The sequence below is a fragment of the Phaeodactylibacter sp. genome, from assembly GCF_040219495.1.
In the GTDB taxonomy this organism is placed as follows: domain Bacteria; phylum Bacteroidota; class Bacteroidia; order Chitinophagales; family Saprospiraceae; genus Phaeodactylibacter.
The window spans coordinates 60,106-74,742 of the sequence record NZ_JAVJSK010000020.1; the positions used below are offsets into that span (position 1 = coordinate 60,106).

General features: G+C 49.4%; 11 protein-coding genes. 8 read left to right on the forward strand and 3 right to left on the reverse strand.

Features of this window, described 5'->3' with window-relative positions:
- Positions 1 to 224: 224 nt before the first annotated feature.
- A complete protein-coding gene (locus RIC19_RS03725) occupies positions 225 to 548 on the forward strand; it encodes a hypothetical protein (protein WP_350176945.1) in 324 nt (107 codons plus the stop codon).
- Here RIC19_RS03725 and RIC19_RS03730 read toward each other — a convergent pair.
- Positions 538 to 1,974, reverse strand: a complete 1,437-nt coding sequence (locus RIC19_RS03730; protein ID WP_350176946.1) for a hypothetical protein — start codon at positions 1,972 to 1,974, stop codon at positions 538 to 540. The genes RIC19_RS03725 and RIC19_RS03730 overlap by 11 nt on opposite strands.
- 335 nt (positions 1,975 to 2,309) lie before the next feature.
- Entirely contained in the window at positions 2,310 to 3,554 is a 1,245-nt protein-coding gene (locus tag RIC19_RS03735; protein WP_350176947.1) for an alkaline phosphatase family protein, read from the reverse strand.
- A 119-nt stretch (positions 3,555 to 3,673) separates the two neighbouring features.
- On the opposite strand from RIC19_RS03735, the gene RIC19_RS03740 reads away from it, so the two are divergent.
- The 7 genes from RIC19_RS03740 (at position 3,674) to RIC19_RS03770 (ending at position 13,989) form a co-directional block, all read left to right on the forward strand.
- The gene (locus RIC19_RS03740; RefSeq protein ID WP_350176948.1) at positions 3,674 to 4,204 is read left to right on the forward strand and encodes an HTTM domain-containing protein; all 531 of its coding nucleotides are present in this window, start codon (positions 3,674 to 3,676) and stop codon (positions 4,202 to 4,204) included.
- Positions 4,205 to 4,623: 419 nt separating this feature from the next.
- Complete coding sequence (locus tag RIC19_RS03745) at positions 4,624 to 4,872, forward strand: hypothetical protein (RefSeq protein WP_044221329.1); 249 nt, start codon at positions 4,624 to 4,626, stop codon at positions 4,870 to 4,872.
- A gap of 118 nt (positions 4,873 to 4,990) precedes the next feature.
- Positions 4,991 to 7,249, forward strand: a complete 2,259-nt coding sequence (locus RIC19_RS03750; RefSeq protein ID WP_350176949.1) for a T9SS type A sorting domain-containing protein — start codon at positions 4,991 to 4,993, stop codon at positions 7,247 to 7,249.
- 71 nt (positions 7,250 to 7,320) lie between these two features.
- The gene (locus RIC19_RS03755) at positions 7,321 to 7,965 is read left to right on the forward strand and encodes a hypothetical protein (RefSeq protein ID WP_350176950.1); all 645 of its coding nucleotides are present in this window, start codon (positions 7,321 to 7,323) and stop codon (positions 7,963 to 7,965) included.
- Between the two features lie 561 nt (positions 7,966 to 8,526).
- Positions 8,527 to 9,891, forward strand: a complete 1,365-nt coding sequence (locus tag RIC19_RS03760) for an HTTM domain-containing protein (RefSeq protein WP_350176951.1) — start codon at positions 8,527 to 8,529, stop codon at positions 9,889 to 9,891.
- Positions 9,892 to 9,913: 22 nt separating this feature from the next.
- On the forward strand, positions 9,914 to 10,939 hold the full coding sequence (locus tag RIC19_RS03765; RefSeq protein ID WP_350176952.1) for a S66 peptidase family protein: 1,026 nt from the start codon (positions 9,914 to 9,916) through the stop codon (positions 10,937 to 10,939).
- Between the two features lie 272 nt (positions 10,940 to 11,211).
- On the forward strand, positions 11,212 to 13,989 hold the full coding sequence (locus tag RIC19_RS03770) for a TonB-dependent receptor domain-containing protein (protein WP_350176953.1): 2,778 nt from the start codon (positions 11,212 to 11,214) through the stop codon (positions 13,987 to 13,989).
- Between the two features lie 7 nt (positions 13,990 to 13,996).
- Here the strand turns inward: RIC19_RS03770 and RIC19_RS03775 are convergent, their stop codons facing one another.
- Complete coding sequence (locus RIC19_RS03775; RefSeq protein ID WP_350176954.1) at positions 13,997 to 14,611, reverse strand: hypothetical protein; 615 nt, start codon at positions 14,609 to 14,611, stop codon at positions 13,997 to 13,999.
- Positions 14,612 to 14,637: the final 26 nt, after the last annotated feature.

Below are 14,637 nucleotides of genomic sequence, written 5' to 3' on the forward strand. Positions count from 1 at the left end.
TGACAGCAGCCTGACCCATGCCTGCAACCCACGCATACAATGTACGTGATGTAAAAACCACGGTGCAAACGAATAGCAATTACCTACAAAAGAAGTACACCAAGCTTAAACAGGCTTAGGTAACGGCTCAAAAAGCCGAACCTATCTAACCTGCGATGCCTGCCCAACGGCAAGACCACACCGGGCAGGCCTGTACTACCTATTCTTTCATTATAAACCTACTAATGATGAAAACACTATTGCTATTCGTTACGATTTTGGGGCTAGCTGCAACTGCTAATCCTTATGCATCCAACCACTTGCAATCAGAGGAGACGCTTGGAGGGAGTATTACTTTAGAAAACGTTGTAGTACTACTTACTACTACCAACGACCCGAGCGAGAATATTCTCACTATTGAGGTTTATGACGGTGCAATGGTCGTGATGTCTTTTACCGGTTGTGGAGCATCTGTTTGCAGGAATAACATCTCGCTCCTGGCTAACGGGACTTATTCCGTTGTTGTTACTACAGATGCCGGATCCTTTAGCGGAGGTATTACAAAGTAGGCCCTTTACCCTTGGCCAGCACTTGTTCGCCCCAGACCTGATCAATCAGCGGCCAGCCTTGTATCCGTTCACTGGTAAAGGGTTGGCTGTTTTGACTACAACTCAGCAAATCGTCAAAAAAGCTCATTAATCCTTGTTGTACATGTGGTGGATACTGACTGCGGGTTACGTACCCCCTAACGCTTCGGATTTGACGCTCCAAAGCTATAAACTCCTGATTTTCGAAATAAATTTTGCTCAAAATCTTATCAGAACCAATTCTCATAGCAAAATTAGAGTAGTTGGTTTTACTGTAGAGTACCGAGCGCTGGAAAATATGAATGTATTGGTGCGCGTTAGAGATATCCCCACGATATAGCGCTAAATAAGCCAATGAAAAATACCTATATGCTTTCCGCTCTTTCCTTGAAGCCAAGGCTACTTTATCCCAGTTCCGATTCAGAAAACCTGAAAACCAGCCTATTTCCCCGGATATCACTGCTGCACTCATAGCACCATTTATTCTATTTAGCATTATGATGTGTCCGTCATTCAAATGGAGATTACGGTCCTCAAGTTGCTTAATGATTTTAACCAATTCTCCGGCAAACCGGCGGTCTTTATTGATGTTTAATCGGTCAACACAGTAATTAAATAAGGTTGCCCAATATTGTTTTTGGTAAACATTGGCTACTTCTTTATCAAAACCGTTTGGTTCCTTAGCTATTTCCAGATATTCTTCCGGAGGGCATTGGTCAAGGACTCGAACCAATTGACCAAAGTGTTTAATATTTTCATCTTTTGTCTGCCCTACTATAGTTTGAATCTTCTCGCGGATATCCTCAACATTCTCTTCTTCTCCTCCGTATACTTTAATCCGATTATAGGTCTCTAAAAGAAGGCTCATTCGCATATAATCACTAAATTTTTCCAGCGCGCTGCCCCACTTTCTCATATCTGCATACCCCAGCTGAGCATTACTCCTTTCCTCTTCAGACCTAGCTTTTATCAAAATATGCTGCCCAAGCGTCTCTCCCAAGTAAGGGCCAATGATTTGTTCTTCGTGACTGTACTGCTCCTTTTCCAATTCCCGCAAATGGTAGTCGAGGTGTTTTCTAAGCCCCAGGTGATCATATTTACCTGCCAACAGAATATGCTTGAGGCGGGGTTCTTTGTCCAGTGCATCCAATAGCAGATACCGCTCCAGAGCGCGCAGTACACGAGTTTTAAATTTGTTAGCCGCCAATGGCTTCATTGCATTGGCTTCCCAGAACGCGGCCTCGCCCTGCGGAAACCTGCGGTTGACGATTTCTTCCGTATACCGTTGCACCAAATCCCGATCATTTTGTGACAGGTTATTTTCCTTCAGTTCCATTGTTAATAAAAAGCTACGCCTGTCAGCCGGGCTTAGCCGTTCAAAAACCTCATATAGCTTACTTTTCCGCATAAGTCCGAAATTAACAATAGAACAAAATAAACCTTAAAAAACTGATAAACAAATATTTAAACATTAATTATACAAGAATAAATCAAACCGAAACCCCAATGTCTTAGTACCTCTACCGAGACACTTAACCGTATGTTTAGTGGAGCATTATTTAAATAATGTCTCTCAGTTGACTCCCTGATGACCGCATTGGTCATCAGGGCTACTGAAAAAATCAGATACACTCAGTTCATCCGGCAGACCAGAAATGGGAAGCCGGTTTTTCTACCCTAAAAAACTAAACACACTTTGGTAAGCAGGCTGAACTTAGGATACAGCCTGCTTTTTTTATTTGCCTACTTTAGCGCGCTTTTCAGGACTTCTAACTGCCCGTCAATACCTTTCGGCACCGGCAATCCCAGGATTTCACAAACCAGAGGGTAGACATGCACATTGCGGAATGAGGGTATGGTAAGCCCCTGCCGAAATGCCGGGCCCTTAGCATAAAAGATAGCGTGCATTTCCGGAAACTCCGGGTGGAAGCCGTGCTCGCCGCCCTGGGAAAACTTCCCGCTTTTGACCAACTGAATGCGGCGGCTGTTGGCCAGGTAGTAGCCATACGCCGGGTAGAGGATAAAATCACCAAGGCGGGGGTCAGATTTATCGCTGTAGTGCGGGAATTCAGCAATGGGATATACTTCCAGCGGCAGTCCCTCTGATTTTTCTTTCATGAAGGCTAAAGCTTCTTCCGGATCGGCACCGTCTTCCAGGTAGATATGCGCCAGGGCACCGTTGTTGGCTACCCGGTAGCGGCTGTCTTGCAGCAGGGGATCGATGTTGACCAGTTTCTCGGGGCCGACATCAATCATGCCATGATCTGAGACCATAATGATATTCACGGGCAGCCCCGAGGCTTCCACACCGTCAAATAACTTGCCCAATGCCCAGTCCAGCTTCATCAGTGCAGCGCGGATAGCTTCATCGTCGGAAGGGCCGTGGCGGTGTCCGGTGTCGTCCATATCAGAGAAGTAAAGGGTGATCATATGCGGGCGCTCCGCTTCCGGCAACTCCAGCCAGTCGAGGACCTGCTGTACCCGGTCTTCATTGGGGACACTACCGTCGTAGGGGTAATAGTAACTCGGCCGCACGCCCTGAATATCGGCTTCCGAGCCCACAAAGAAAAAGCTGGCTGCCTTCATCCCGTTTTGCGCTGCATTCACCCAAAGGGGCGTCCCGTTGTACCAGCTCCCATCCTCCACTACATCCCGGTTACTGATGCGGTACAGCTGTGCCCTTTCCGGATCGTAGAAAGAGTTGTCCACCAGTCCGTTGTGCTCCGGCAGCAGACCCGTCGCAATCGCATAGTGGTTGGGGAAGGTCTTGGACGGGAAACTCGGGATCATGGAATAGGCCTGCACGCCCTGAGCAATCAATTTTGTGATGTTAGGCGGCCGGAAACGCGCCGTATAGTCCCACCGATAGCCATCGCAGGAAATCAGGATGACGTAGGGATGATCAGCCGGGACATTGGCTTTTTCCTGGGTGAAAGCCGTTAAGGCAAAATGGGCGCTGAAAAACAGGAGGAGGAGTGAACGAAGCATAAGTTTCTGATTTGAGTGCAAAAATAAGAAAACCACAGGCCCGTTTGTTACATTTTAGCTCCGGAGTTGCCTGCCCCGTACCGAAAATCATATCTTTAAGGACAGACAACCCAACCTTCATGCAGCGCCTGTTCCAACCTGTAGACATTGCTTCCCTCATTCTACTCCGTATCGTATTTGGCATACTGGGGTTTGCCGATGTTTTCGGTACCTGGATTTACTACCACATGATGAAAGGGGCCTTCGACCCGGAAGCTTTTCAATTTAAATATTACGGTTTCGAATGGGTACAGCCATTGCCGGAGCCATTCATGTCTGTACTCCTCCTCAGTATTTGTGCTTGCGCGATTCTGGTCATGCTGGGCAAATGGTACCACATCTCGGCGACGCTGTTTGCCTTTGGCTTCACGTACACCTATTTCCTGGAAAAGGCCCACTATCTCAACCACGGCTACCTCTTCTGCTGGATCGCTTTTCTAATGATTTTCCTCCCTGTCGACCGGCAGCTGTCGCTCGATGTTAAGCGCCCCCAGCACAGTAGTCTGGGTGAACATGCCCGGGATGTTAACCAGATTGAAGAACGAAACAAAAAAGCCTTTCAGCAACGGCTGCCCTTTTTGCTCACTCGCTTGAATCGTTTGCTTTCGTAAAGCCTGCAGTCCGAAAAAAGCACTTAGCGCCAGAAACAGCAGTATGGCCCCCTGCCGCAGATAGTTGAGGCAGCCCGGCAAATACAATGGCGATATAGGCATGGATAAACACGGCTACAGAAGCACCGAGGTTGAAGCGCAATGCTGCACTGGCGCCCCGCCGCAGGTATTCGCAGGCAGCAGTTACGTTTACCATCGGGCAGCAGCATGGTGAGCATGGTCACCACACAACCCAGTAAGCTATGTGTCAGGCAGGTCATGGGAGGCAAAGGTAGAGAAAAAGGGAATGACTTTACTTTTGCCCTTGCTCGTCTATCTAATTGTAATAAGCCTGCAGCACATACATCAGACCCCATACCTGAACCTTGCATATGTCAACAATAACCATTATTTTCATTTGAGAATCAAACGCGTTCGCTATGACTCCAAAAACCAGAATCCAGCTAGCTCAGCTTTATGGCTTTTCTACCCGTACACTTTCCAATCGCTTAAAAGCTATAGGTATTGAGCTGCCTGCCCGGCAGTTGATCAGTATCGCCAAGCAAATCGAGATTTATGCTCATCTGGGCATCCCAACCTGCTTACAGGAAGCTGAGGCGAGAAAGATTAAACCAAAAGTCTTGGCTTATTGCCGTGCAAGAGGGATAACAGATACCTGGCGTTTCTGATATTTTCCAATGATTTCCAATTAATTCAAATTGGTTCAATACTGGGGTCTTTCATTTGTTCGCGGTTTAGTCGAGCTTTGGTTTATTATTCAAATTTCTTATTTCAAATCCATCTTTTATGGATAACACTAATCTATTTTGGATCAATGGATCACTGGATCAATGGATCACTACGCTAAATCACAGGTCCCCCCTGTTTAAGGGAATGGTAAAAGCATTTTTTATTTGCTCTTTTGTCATTGCGTTATCCCCTTACAATGCAAATTCTCAGACTGAGCCCTTTGATAGTCTGGGGTATGAGGTTGACAGCCTCGGTATGGCTGAAAGATTCGACTCATTGATGCTTAGGATTGAGGAGCAGGCTTTAAATTGCTATTCTCTTGGCGTCAGGAAAGTTGTGCCTGTCCTTTATCAAGAAGGCTTTTCCATTTACGTGCAGCTGTCTGACCTTCAAGTAAATACTGTTTTTCTAAGCCTTGATGGCTCCGAGGATCAACCTGTAGCTATTCCGCTGTCTGGTGACGGAGCTATAACTATTAGAAATTTACCTTTTGACAAAAATTATATCCTTAGCGGCTCCAACAGTTGCGGTGAGATCGTACCATTTTTAACGTTCTATACAGATGATCAGCTTCATTCCTACAAAGAGGGAATCACAGAAGTATTTTCGGAAGAAATGTTTCTGCTAGCGTCATCCTTTGCTGCTCAAGACACTTCTAACGCTCTTGCGCTTCACGAATTTATGAATAGCGAATCGAACATAGAAATACACCCTTTTGAAAAGCTAAATTTTTATCAACAATATATCATGCAGGGAGACCGCTATTCTACTCCCGTTGAAAGCGACTTGATTCCTACTGCCTTTGAAAAGCCCCAGTCAAGGAAAGACGAATGTGAGTGTTCGTTTGTTAAGCTTTCTGCATCTGCGAGCCCGACAGCTGGAACTACAGAATTAACTGGTCAAGAGTTCTTTGTGCCTGTAACTAACAATAATGGTGACAACTATTCAGAAGCAACTAATGTCAATAAATTCCATTGGTACCAAGTCAAAGGTGCTGCAAAGGAAGTTTTTGTATACACAAGTGGATGGAAAGCCGACTGCGATCAGGAGCACTCCATGTCTGCCAATCACCAAGGCGACGCACGGCCTGACATTGATGAGGCTGAGGATGTAGAATTACTGAGAGAAGCGGGCAGCTATGGCAGGATAGCAGTATCCTTACTTTGTAATAATGGAAACCAGTTGCCTGAGCGGTGTGACTGTAGCAAGAAAATACTATTCGATTACGAGTACAGAAATGCTCTTACAGCACGTGCAGAACGTCTTCGCAGCAGTGCCTTTAGTTGTAACAGAAGGCGCCAAGCGGCTGCCTATGCCGAAGATTTTGTTATCGTAACCAAGGAAACCCGACAGGCAGGCGACAACGCTGGCTCCGATAATGAAACGGTGATTATGGACTTAAACCGCTGGGCATTTGGAGCAGAATGTGGCACTGAGTTAAATCCTGAATGGCAAGAGGCTTTCAATGCTGTAATGGAAGATTTGTTTGGAAACGTAACGCTAGGAGATATTGAAAATTTCATATCGGGAGATGGGGAAGTTGGAGATATTATCAATTCTGATACAGAGTTACCTGATTTGATTGCATCAATTTCCAACTGGATTACGACTGAGCGATTCCTTGATATGCCTTGTGACACTGACACCAGGTTCTACGGTGTGGATGGCAAGGAGGATTTTACTTTACACCCAAATGAGGAGCTTCGGTTTAACATTAGAACCAGTGGCATTGTGAGAGCTGAAGGTCAACGCAGCTGGCAATCAGAAGCACGAATACAAAGCAGCTTCGCCATGACTGTACAGACCTTTCCGGGGAGTACGGAAGAGCCAAATGTATCTTGCTGTAGCGACTGGGGTGCATCTTACGCCGGTTCGACACTAATGCCCGGAGGGTCAGGTGAGCAGATTAATCTGCAATCAACGCTGGAGGAGTTTCTAAATGGCACTCTTATGACTTTTCCAGGCTGCACGCTTTTTTCAACTCCTGATGGCGACATCAGCAATGGAGAGTTTGGCACCTGTTCCGTGCCGACTGAAAGACCAGAGTGCAGCGTGCCTGTGATAGAGAGAAGCCATGATTCCAACGGTTTGGTAAGCTTTGGTCATAATTCCATCACCGAGGTTGCTTTGCTGGATATACAGGGCAGAGTGCTACGGCAATTCAACAATCAAGGTTTTAATAACTTTGGAGAAATAGAAGCTTTTTTGCGGGAACGTATATCTAACTCAGGATATCCCACCGGAATTTATCTGGTCCGCTACCATAATGGCAATAGCGCTACCACTCAAAAGCTATTCTTCGGAGCTGGTTACTAAGGAGTCAAAATCAAAATTTTGAATGACAGCCAGCGACCGGAGGGTCGCTGCCCTACTTAAATAACTATAGAATGAAACCAATCAATCAACTTACGCTGATACTTCTGGCAACAAGCCTGCTGCTTGCCTGCGACAAAAATAAAGAAGATGGAGCCGCCTTAGTACACGATGGGAGGCCATGTGGAGGCGGCTATTTTTACTACACTGATGGAGAATGTGGGTGCCCGGAGCCTTATGTTCTTATTGGCGACCTGCCGGAAGAGGGTAACAACGATTACCGCACTCAAACCGGTATTTGCATTACTGTATCCAAGGGCAAAGAAATAGTCTTTTACGCCACCAGCGATTGCAAGTGCACCGCGCTAACCAATAACACCCCGGATACTTTTGCCCTCAAGTTTCCAATTATCGAAGCACCTACCGGAGAAGGGCAGTTCACAGGCCGATATGACCGATCAGGCTACTACGGCCATGAAACTGGATATATCATGAGGCAGGAAGGCGGCGAGGAGGTCAACCTGAGCCTGTACAATGTTTTCCATCAGGGAGAGCACCCGGAATGCCAATCTTATCACCCCGGTACGGTAGGGAAGATGAAATTGTTTTTCCCGGAAGGTGAGGAAAAAGCAATGGGACTGGTAATTTGGCAAACCCTGGGCAGCGACGCTACGATTTTGGATACTTGCGCTATTACTTTAATTAGAGTATCCACTTAGGGTTCAGCGGAAAATAAGGTCTTCATTTCAGGCGAGCTATTTTTGCACCAGACAAGGCGCGAAGAACGAGCATAGCCTAGTGGTTCATGTCGCAAATATCTCCACATTTACACTTGTCCTTTTCCGCCTACTCTTCCCCGGAGAACCGAGCTTCGTAGCTTTGGCTACGATCCCGAACCTCCGTCTCGATTAGACGAAAAATGACGGCGTCTAAATTGTGTATCTACTTACAACTTGAACCACTAGTGCGACTAGACCGAATTTTTTGATCGTTTTTTCACGCCTGGAACGTTTGCAGTTGCTGAATATTAAACGGTCAAGCATTTACGGCTCAATCCACTAGCTACGTAAGTGATGAGCAACGAAGGCTGGGGTGAAAATAGCCGTATCAAATGGGGAAGTTATTTTTCGCTGGACCCTTAGATAAACTATTGTCAGACTCACTGTTACAGGATGCCGGGTTGCTCGTTTCGCTTTATCGCTTTTTTCTAGGCTGCCATCTTCATTAGACTTGATGCGTCGGGAATTGTCTATCTTTAGGGTTGTTCAACCCGACATCCCATGCAGCGCCTGTTCCAACCTGTAGACATTGCTTCCCTCATTCTACTCCGTATCGTATTTGGCATACTGGGCTTTGCTGATGTTTTCGGCACCTGGATCTACTACCACATGATGAAAGGCGCTTTTGATACGGAAGGGTTCCAGTTTAAATATTACGGTTTTGAATGGGTGCGGCCACTGCCCGAGCCATTCATGAGCATACTGCTGCTGAGCATTTGTGCCTGTGCAATCCTGGTAGCGCTGGGCAAGTGGTACCGCATTTCAGCCACCCTTTTTGCCTTCGGGTTTACCTATACCTATTTTCTGGAGAAAGCGCATTACCTCAACCACGGCTACCTCTTTTGCTGGATTAGCTTTCTGATGATTTTCCTGCCCGTGGACCGGCAGCTGTCCCTTGATGTCAAAAAGAACCCGGACCTCAAGTCTGACACGGCTCCCTACTGGTGCCTGTTCATCCCGCAGTTTCTTATGGGCGTAGTGTACTTTTTTGGCGGCATTGCCAAGCTCAACAGCGACTGGCTCCATGCCATCCCCCTCAAGCAGTGGATTAGGTACCGGGCAGATCACCCGTTAATCGGCCCCTTGCTGGAGCAGGAGTGGATGGCCTACTTTATGGCTTATGGTGGCGTAATGCTGGACTTATTCGTGGTCTTTTTCCTGGTTTTCAGAAGGACTCGCCCCTGGGCTTTTGCAGCCGTCCTGTTTTTTCACTTTATGAATCTGCTGGTGTTTAGTATCGGCATTTTCCCTTTCCTCTCCGTTACCCTGACCGCCTTGTACTTTGCGCCGGATTTCCCGCGCCGCTTCCTGCATTGGCTTGCAGACCGATGGGATTGGCTCAACAAGCAACAAAACGCCTGGATTTCGAGGATGCAAAGCAGTACTGAAAAGATTCCAATGTGGCAAGCCGCTCCCCGCAACCGCACCGTTATCCTCAGCGGGCTTGGCGTACTGATGGCTATCCATTTGCTATTGCCCCTGCGCCACCACCTGTACCCCGGTGATGTCGCCTGGACGGAAGAAGGGCACCGCTACTCCTGGCGGATGATGCTGCGATCCAAAATCGGATTCGGGCAGTTCCGGGTTGTCAATCAGGCGACAGGGAAAGAGACGATTGTCCGCCCCAAAGCCTACCTTTCTGAGCGGCAGGAGCGCAAGTTGTATACCCACCCCGACATGATCCTGCAGTTTGCCCATTTTCTGGAAAAAGAATTTGAGGAAGAAGGGCAGGAAGTAGCGGTCTATGCAGACATCCGCTGCAAACTCAACTACCGAGATTACCATCCCTACATCGACCCGGAGACCGACCTCACGCAGGTGGAATGGTCCTTTTGGGCGCCATCCGATTGGATTTTGCCAGAATAAGCCTATCTTTTTGACCAAAACGATGAACCGCAGGTCTTTTTCCAAACATGCTCTTGCCTTACCCTTTCTGCCAGGCAGTGCATCCCTGAACCCAACCACGCCAAAGCGTATTCTCCCCAAACGCCTGCGCCCCGGCGATACGGTAGGCTTCGTTACACCGGGCAGCTACATCAGTGACGAATCCCTGGAGCAGGCCGTTTCCAATATGCTCAAGCTCGGGCTGCGGGTGAAGATGGGCAAAAACATCCGCGCTAAGCATGGTTTTGTGGCCGGTACCGATCAGCAACGCCTTGATGACCTGCACACGATGTTCTCCGACCGGTCTGTAGATGCAGTCTGGTGCGCCCGCGGCGGCTACGGCTGCACACGGCTACTGCCCAAAATCGACTATGACCTCATCCGCCGTAATCCGAAAATCCTGATTGGCTACAGCGACATAACCGCCCTGCTTAATGCCATCTACCACAAGACCGGTTTGGTGACTTTCCACGGGCCGGTAGGGGCATCCGAATTTTCTACCTATACCGAAGCACAGGTCCGTGCTGTACTGATGGACGGGACCGCCCCCTACCCCATCCCTTTATCCGAAGACAATGAAGCCTCCGAAGATTCACTTTTTCAGCCGGAGGTTATCCGCAAAGGGCAGGCAGAAGGCGTGCTGATGGGTGGCAATCTGTCCCTGCTGGCCGCTATGGCAGGCACCGGGTATTTACCTGACCCAACCGGCGCTATTGTGTTTATGGAAGACGTTGGGGAGGCGCCCTACCGGGTGGACCGCATGCTCACACAGCTGCGGCAGGCCTGGCCGCTAAAAGCTGCTAATGGAATAGCGCTTGGCGTTTTTGCAGATTGTGCCAAAAAAGAAGGCAGCGACTCGCTCACCCTATCCGAAACCCTGCAGGAACAGCTGCGCCCCACAGATACCCCAACCGCTTACGGCTTACCCTTTGGGCATATTGACCATCAGTGTACTTTCCCGGTGGGTGTTCGGGCACGGTTTGATGCAGCGGCGCGGTCGATCACCTTGCTGGAGGCGGGTGTCCGGTAAAGCACAAGACGGGCCAAACAATAAACATTACTGATAATAAATGCTCAAGCTACCAACAGGAAAAAGTGACTACTATACCGAATACTACAACAAGGTTCTGATCCAGCTGAAAATCCAATTCCTAGCCAGTATTGGAAGGGAAGAGGAAGCTATAGCCATCATCAATACCTACCTGGAGATTGCTGAAATACGGCAGGTCCTGGTTGACGAAGCCATTGTACATGAAAACTACTCAAACCCCACATGTTCTGAATTTAGAAAAACATGCCCTTATGTTTTCCTATATCCCCAACAACATGCACTTCCGTACACCTGCATGCGTCGCATTTATCTTTTTCTTACACGCCCTAAGCCTTCCCGCTCAGGTTGCCGGGCCTGCGCAAAAATCCACAAATAACGTATGGGGATACACTGTTGGCCAACCACTGGAACAGGTCACGGCAACTACTACCTCTGACACCGCAAGCTTCAATCAGGGGCTTCTCTCACACCCAACCGAGTTGATACAGGGGCAGCTTGCTGGCGTTCAGATCTACAACCGGGGCGGCAACCCCAATGCCCTGCCACTATTTCGGGTGCGGGGGCTTTCGTCCTATTCACAGCGGCAGCCTTTGCTGGTGGTGGATGGTATTGCAGGAGCTTCCTGGCATAGCCTTGATCCGGAGGACATCGCAAAAATCACTGTACTCAAAGACGGAGCCAGCCAAGGCGTTTACGGTATACGAGCCTCCAACGGCGTAATACTCGTTCGCACCAAAACCAGCTCGTTCATTCAAGACACGCTGACCGTTTCCTACACCGGGCAGCTAGCCGCTTCCACACCCTATGAGGGCTTCCCGGTCATGGACGCTGCTGCATTTCGTCTGGCTGGCCATTGGGACTTCGGCGGGTCGACCAACTGGCTGGAAGAGGTACAGCGCAACGGCAGCAGTCAGGCGCACAACCTGTCCCTTAGCGGGCATAAAGGGGGTACAAACTTCAGGATTGCCGGTCATTTCCGGGATATTGAGGGCGTATTACAACAATCCGGCTTCACACAAGCCAACCTCCGCGCTTACCTCCACCGGTCCTTTTTACAAGATGCCCTGGATGTTAAAATCCACGCCGCTTACACTAACCGCAGCAGTCAACTGGGCTTCCCGGAAGCTTTTCGCTATGCAGCCGCTTTCAATCCCACCATCCCACTAGACGCGGCGGATGCCCCTTTCCCATACGATGCAGTCCGCTTCGGCGGTTTTTTCGAAACGCCTGGGCTGTTCGACTCCTTCAACCCCAAAGCGATGGTGGAGCTGAATACCAATGATGGGGTAACAGAATTGCTTCAAACCTCCGCCCTGGTGCAGTATCGGATCAGCGAACAGCTGTCGGTACAGGCCAGATATGCCTATCAGGATCAATTTATTAATCAGCGGGCTTTTTACAGTCCACAGTCTATGCTTCGCGGAAATGCCTACAGCCCTTATGAAGAAAGGCGCGGGCGGGCAGACCTCACCGATAAAAGTGCTGCCCTCTCACTCTACGAAGCTTTTGTACACTACAACAAACGTTTGGAAAACATTGAGCTTCGATTCAGCAGTGGTACTTCCTACACGAATATCGCCCACACTTTTGACCAACTCAATCTTTTTGGCTTCACTGATGACGGGTTGTTGTCCAACAAAAGAATCAGCGACTATGCGTCATGGGCTTTAAACACTTACCAAGCCGATACCACTAGCAGCGGCTGGTCGGAAAAAACATCCGCCTTCTTTGGCCAGCTGCACCTGACGGTCAAAGAGCGTCTGCACACCTTCGCATCCCTGAGGTACGAAGGTGCAAGCAAGTTAGGCGACGATAACAACTGGGGCCTCTTCCCGGCAGTAGGCGCGGGCTACGAGCTAATCAAGCCTAATGAGGAATCGGCTGTAGAACAACTTCGGGTCAGGGCCAGCTACGGTGCTACCGGTGCCCTGCCCGACGAAGCCGGTCTTTCACAGCGGCGCATCCGGACTACAGCCTTTCCAAATGGGTTCGTAGACACAACGGTCATTCACACCGCAAATCCGGACCTGGGCTGGGAGAAAAAGCAAGAATTCAACATAGGCCTGACGCTCCGAACCGGCAAACTGCTGGCGCAAATTGACTGGTATACCCGAACGGTAAGTGACTGGATCACAAGCGATTTTGTTTTCAACACTCCTTATACCAACCAAAATGCCTTTCGGACCACCGGGCTGGACCTCAATCTCGAGCTTATCCTTTGGGAGCGGCCGAGCTTAGCATATACCACCGGACTGCAAGGGTCTACCTACCGTTCGGTATATCAGGAAACCGGAACAGAAAGCCCTGCCCTACTCCTCACCCCCGGTAACATCTATGGCACGCCGGTTGTCGTTATGCAGGAGGGCGGAAATATGGGCGAGGTGAGCGGCCCTCAATTTACGGGGGAAGTCAATGCGGAAGGCGTTCCTGTTTTTGAAGACCAGAACGGAGACGGCGTGATCAACCTACAGCCCTCCCTGCTTGGGCAACCGGAAAGCGATCTGGTTACGCTCGGCAGTGGACTGCCCACATTGGAGTGGGGGTGGTCGCACCGGCTGCAATGGGGCAGTTGGGAAGTGAGGGCGTTGCTAAGAGGTGCCTTGGGGCATAGTATGGCCAATATGCACCGGCTACGTTATGAGCCACGTCCTTTCACTGGCAGGAGTGTTTATAACCTATTCCAAAACGAACGCGTACTGGAAAATTTAACTGCTTACCAATTTTCCTCCTATTATACCGAGCGGGCTGATTTTGTAAAGTTTGACCACTTACAGATTGCCAAGACCTTTACCGCTAATACCGGAGGTCGGGCATTCAGGCTGAGGCTATCGCTGACTGCCCGCAATCTACTGCTTGCTTCCCGCTACTCCGGTATAGACCCCGAGCCGGTACTGGAAGACCCGGGAACGACCATTTTCGGTGACAACCTTTCGCCAGACCAACGGGTCCCACTTGCGGCAGGTGTAGACCGGCTGGATTATTACCTGCCGGCCCGGCAATTTGTGTTTAGCCTTCAAGTGCAATTGTAGAATGTGACTACCCCCACAATTGCCCCAACTGCATGAGCGCCAACAGCAGGAAAAGCCCACTGAGCCCGGCATTCAGCTTTTGGTAAAATCCTGGCCCGGCCTGCTCGATGCGCTTTGCGGCAAGGGTATAGAGCGACAGCATGGCGAATGCACCAACAGCAGTACCGAAAACATAAAACAGCCGGTAGGGTGCGGCGAAAATCAGTAGCCCGCGCGCACGCAGCACAGTGGTCAGCACAAACATGCCCGGGATATTGACGAGGTTGAAAAAAGAAACCAGGAAGCCCTTTAGTATGGGCTGCCCTTTTTGTTCACTGGCCTGAATAGTCTGCCGCCGGAAAGCCTGTAGTCCGAAAAAAACACTGAGGCCCAGAAAAAGCAGCACCGCGCCTTGCCGCAGGTAGTTGATGTAGGTGGGTTCGCGGGCGAGCAGCCCGGCGAAAGCAATGGCGATATACGCATGGATAAACACGGCAACAGAAGCCCCGATATTGAAGCGTAACGCAGCGGGAGCCCCCCGGCGTAGATACTCCCGGGCAGCAGTCACATTCACCATCCCAGGCAGCAGCATGGCGAGCATGGTCACTACACAGCCCAACAAACTATGTGTCAGATAAGTCATGGCGGGCAAAGGTAGGGAAACTTTGG

Coding starts and splice junctions, on each gene's coding strand:
- RIC19_RS03770 (WP_350176953.1), top strand. CDS start 11,212: ATGTTTTCCTATATCCCCAACAACATGCACTTCCGTACACCTGCATGC.
- RIC19_RS03735 (WP_350176947.1), bottom strand. CDS start 3,554: ATGCTTCGTTCACTCCTCCTCCTGTTTTTCAGCGCCCATTTTGCCTTA.
- RIC19_RS03750 (WP_350176949.1), top strand. CDS start 4,991: ATGGATAACACTAATCTATTTTGGATCAATGGATCACTGGATCAATGG.
- RIC19_RS03765 (WP_350176952.1), top strand. CDS start 9,914: ATGAACCGCAGGTCTTTTTCCAAACATGCTCTTGCCTTACCCTTTCTG.
- RIC19_RS03775 (WP_350176954.1), bottom strand. CDS start 14,611: ATGACTTATCTGACACATAGTTTGTTGGGCTGTGTAGTGACCATGCTC.
- RIC19_RS03730 (WP_350176946.1), bottom strand. CDS start 1,974: ATGCGGAAAAGTAAGCTATATGAGGTTTTTGAACGGCTAAGCCCGGCT.
- RIC19_RS03740 (WP_350176948.1), top strand. CDS start 3,674: ATGCAGCGCCTGTTCCAACCTGTAGACATTGCTTCCCTCATTCTACTC.
- RIC19_RS03755 (WP_350176950.1), top strand. CDS start 7,321: ATGAAACCAATCAATCAACTTACGCTGATACTTCTGGCAACAAGCCTG.
- RIC19_RS03725 (WP_350176945.1), top strand. CDS start 225: ATGATGAAAACACTATTGCTATTCGTTACGATTTTGGGGCTAGCTGCA.
- RIC19_RS03745 (WP_044221329.1), top strand. CDS start 4,624: ATGACTCCAAAAACCAGAATCCAGCTAGCTCAGCTTTATGGCTTTTCT.
- RIC19_RS03760 (WP_350176951.1), top strand. CDS start 8,527: ATGCAGCGCCTGTTCCAACCTGTAGACATTGCTTCCCTCATTCTACTC.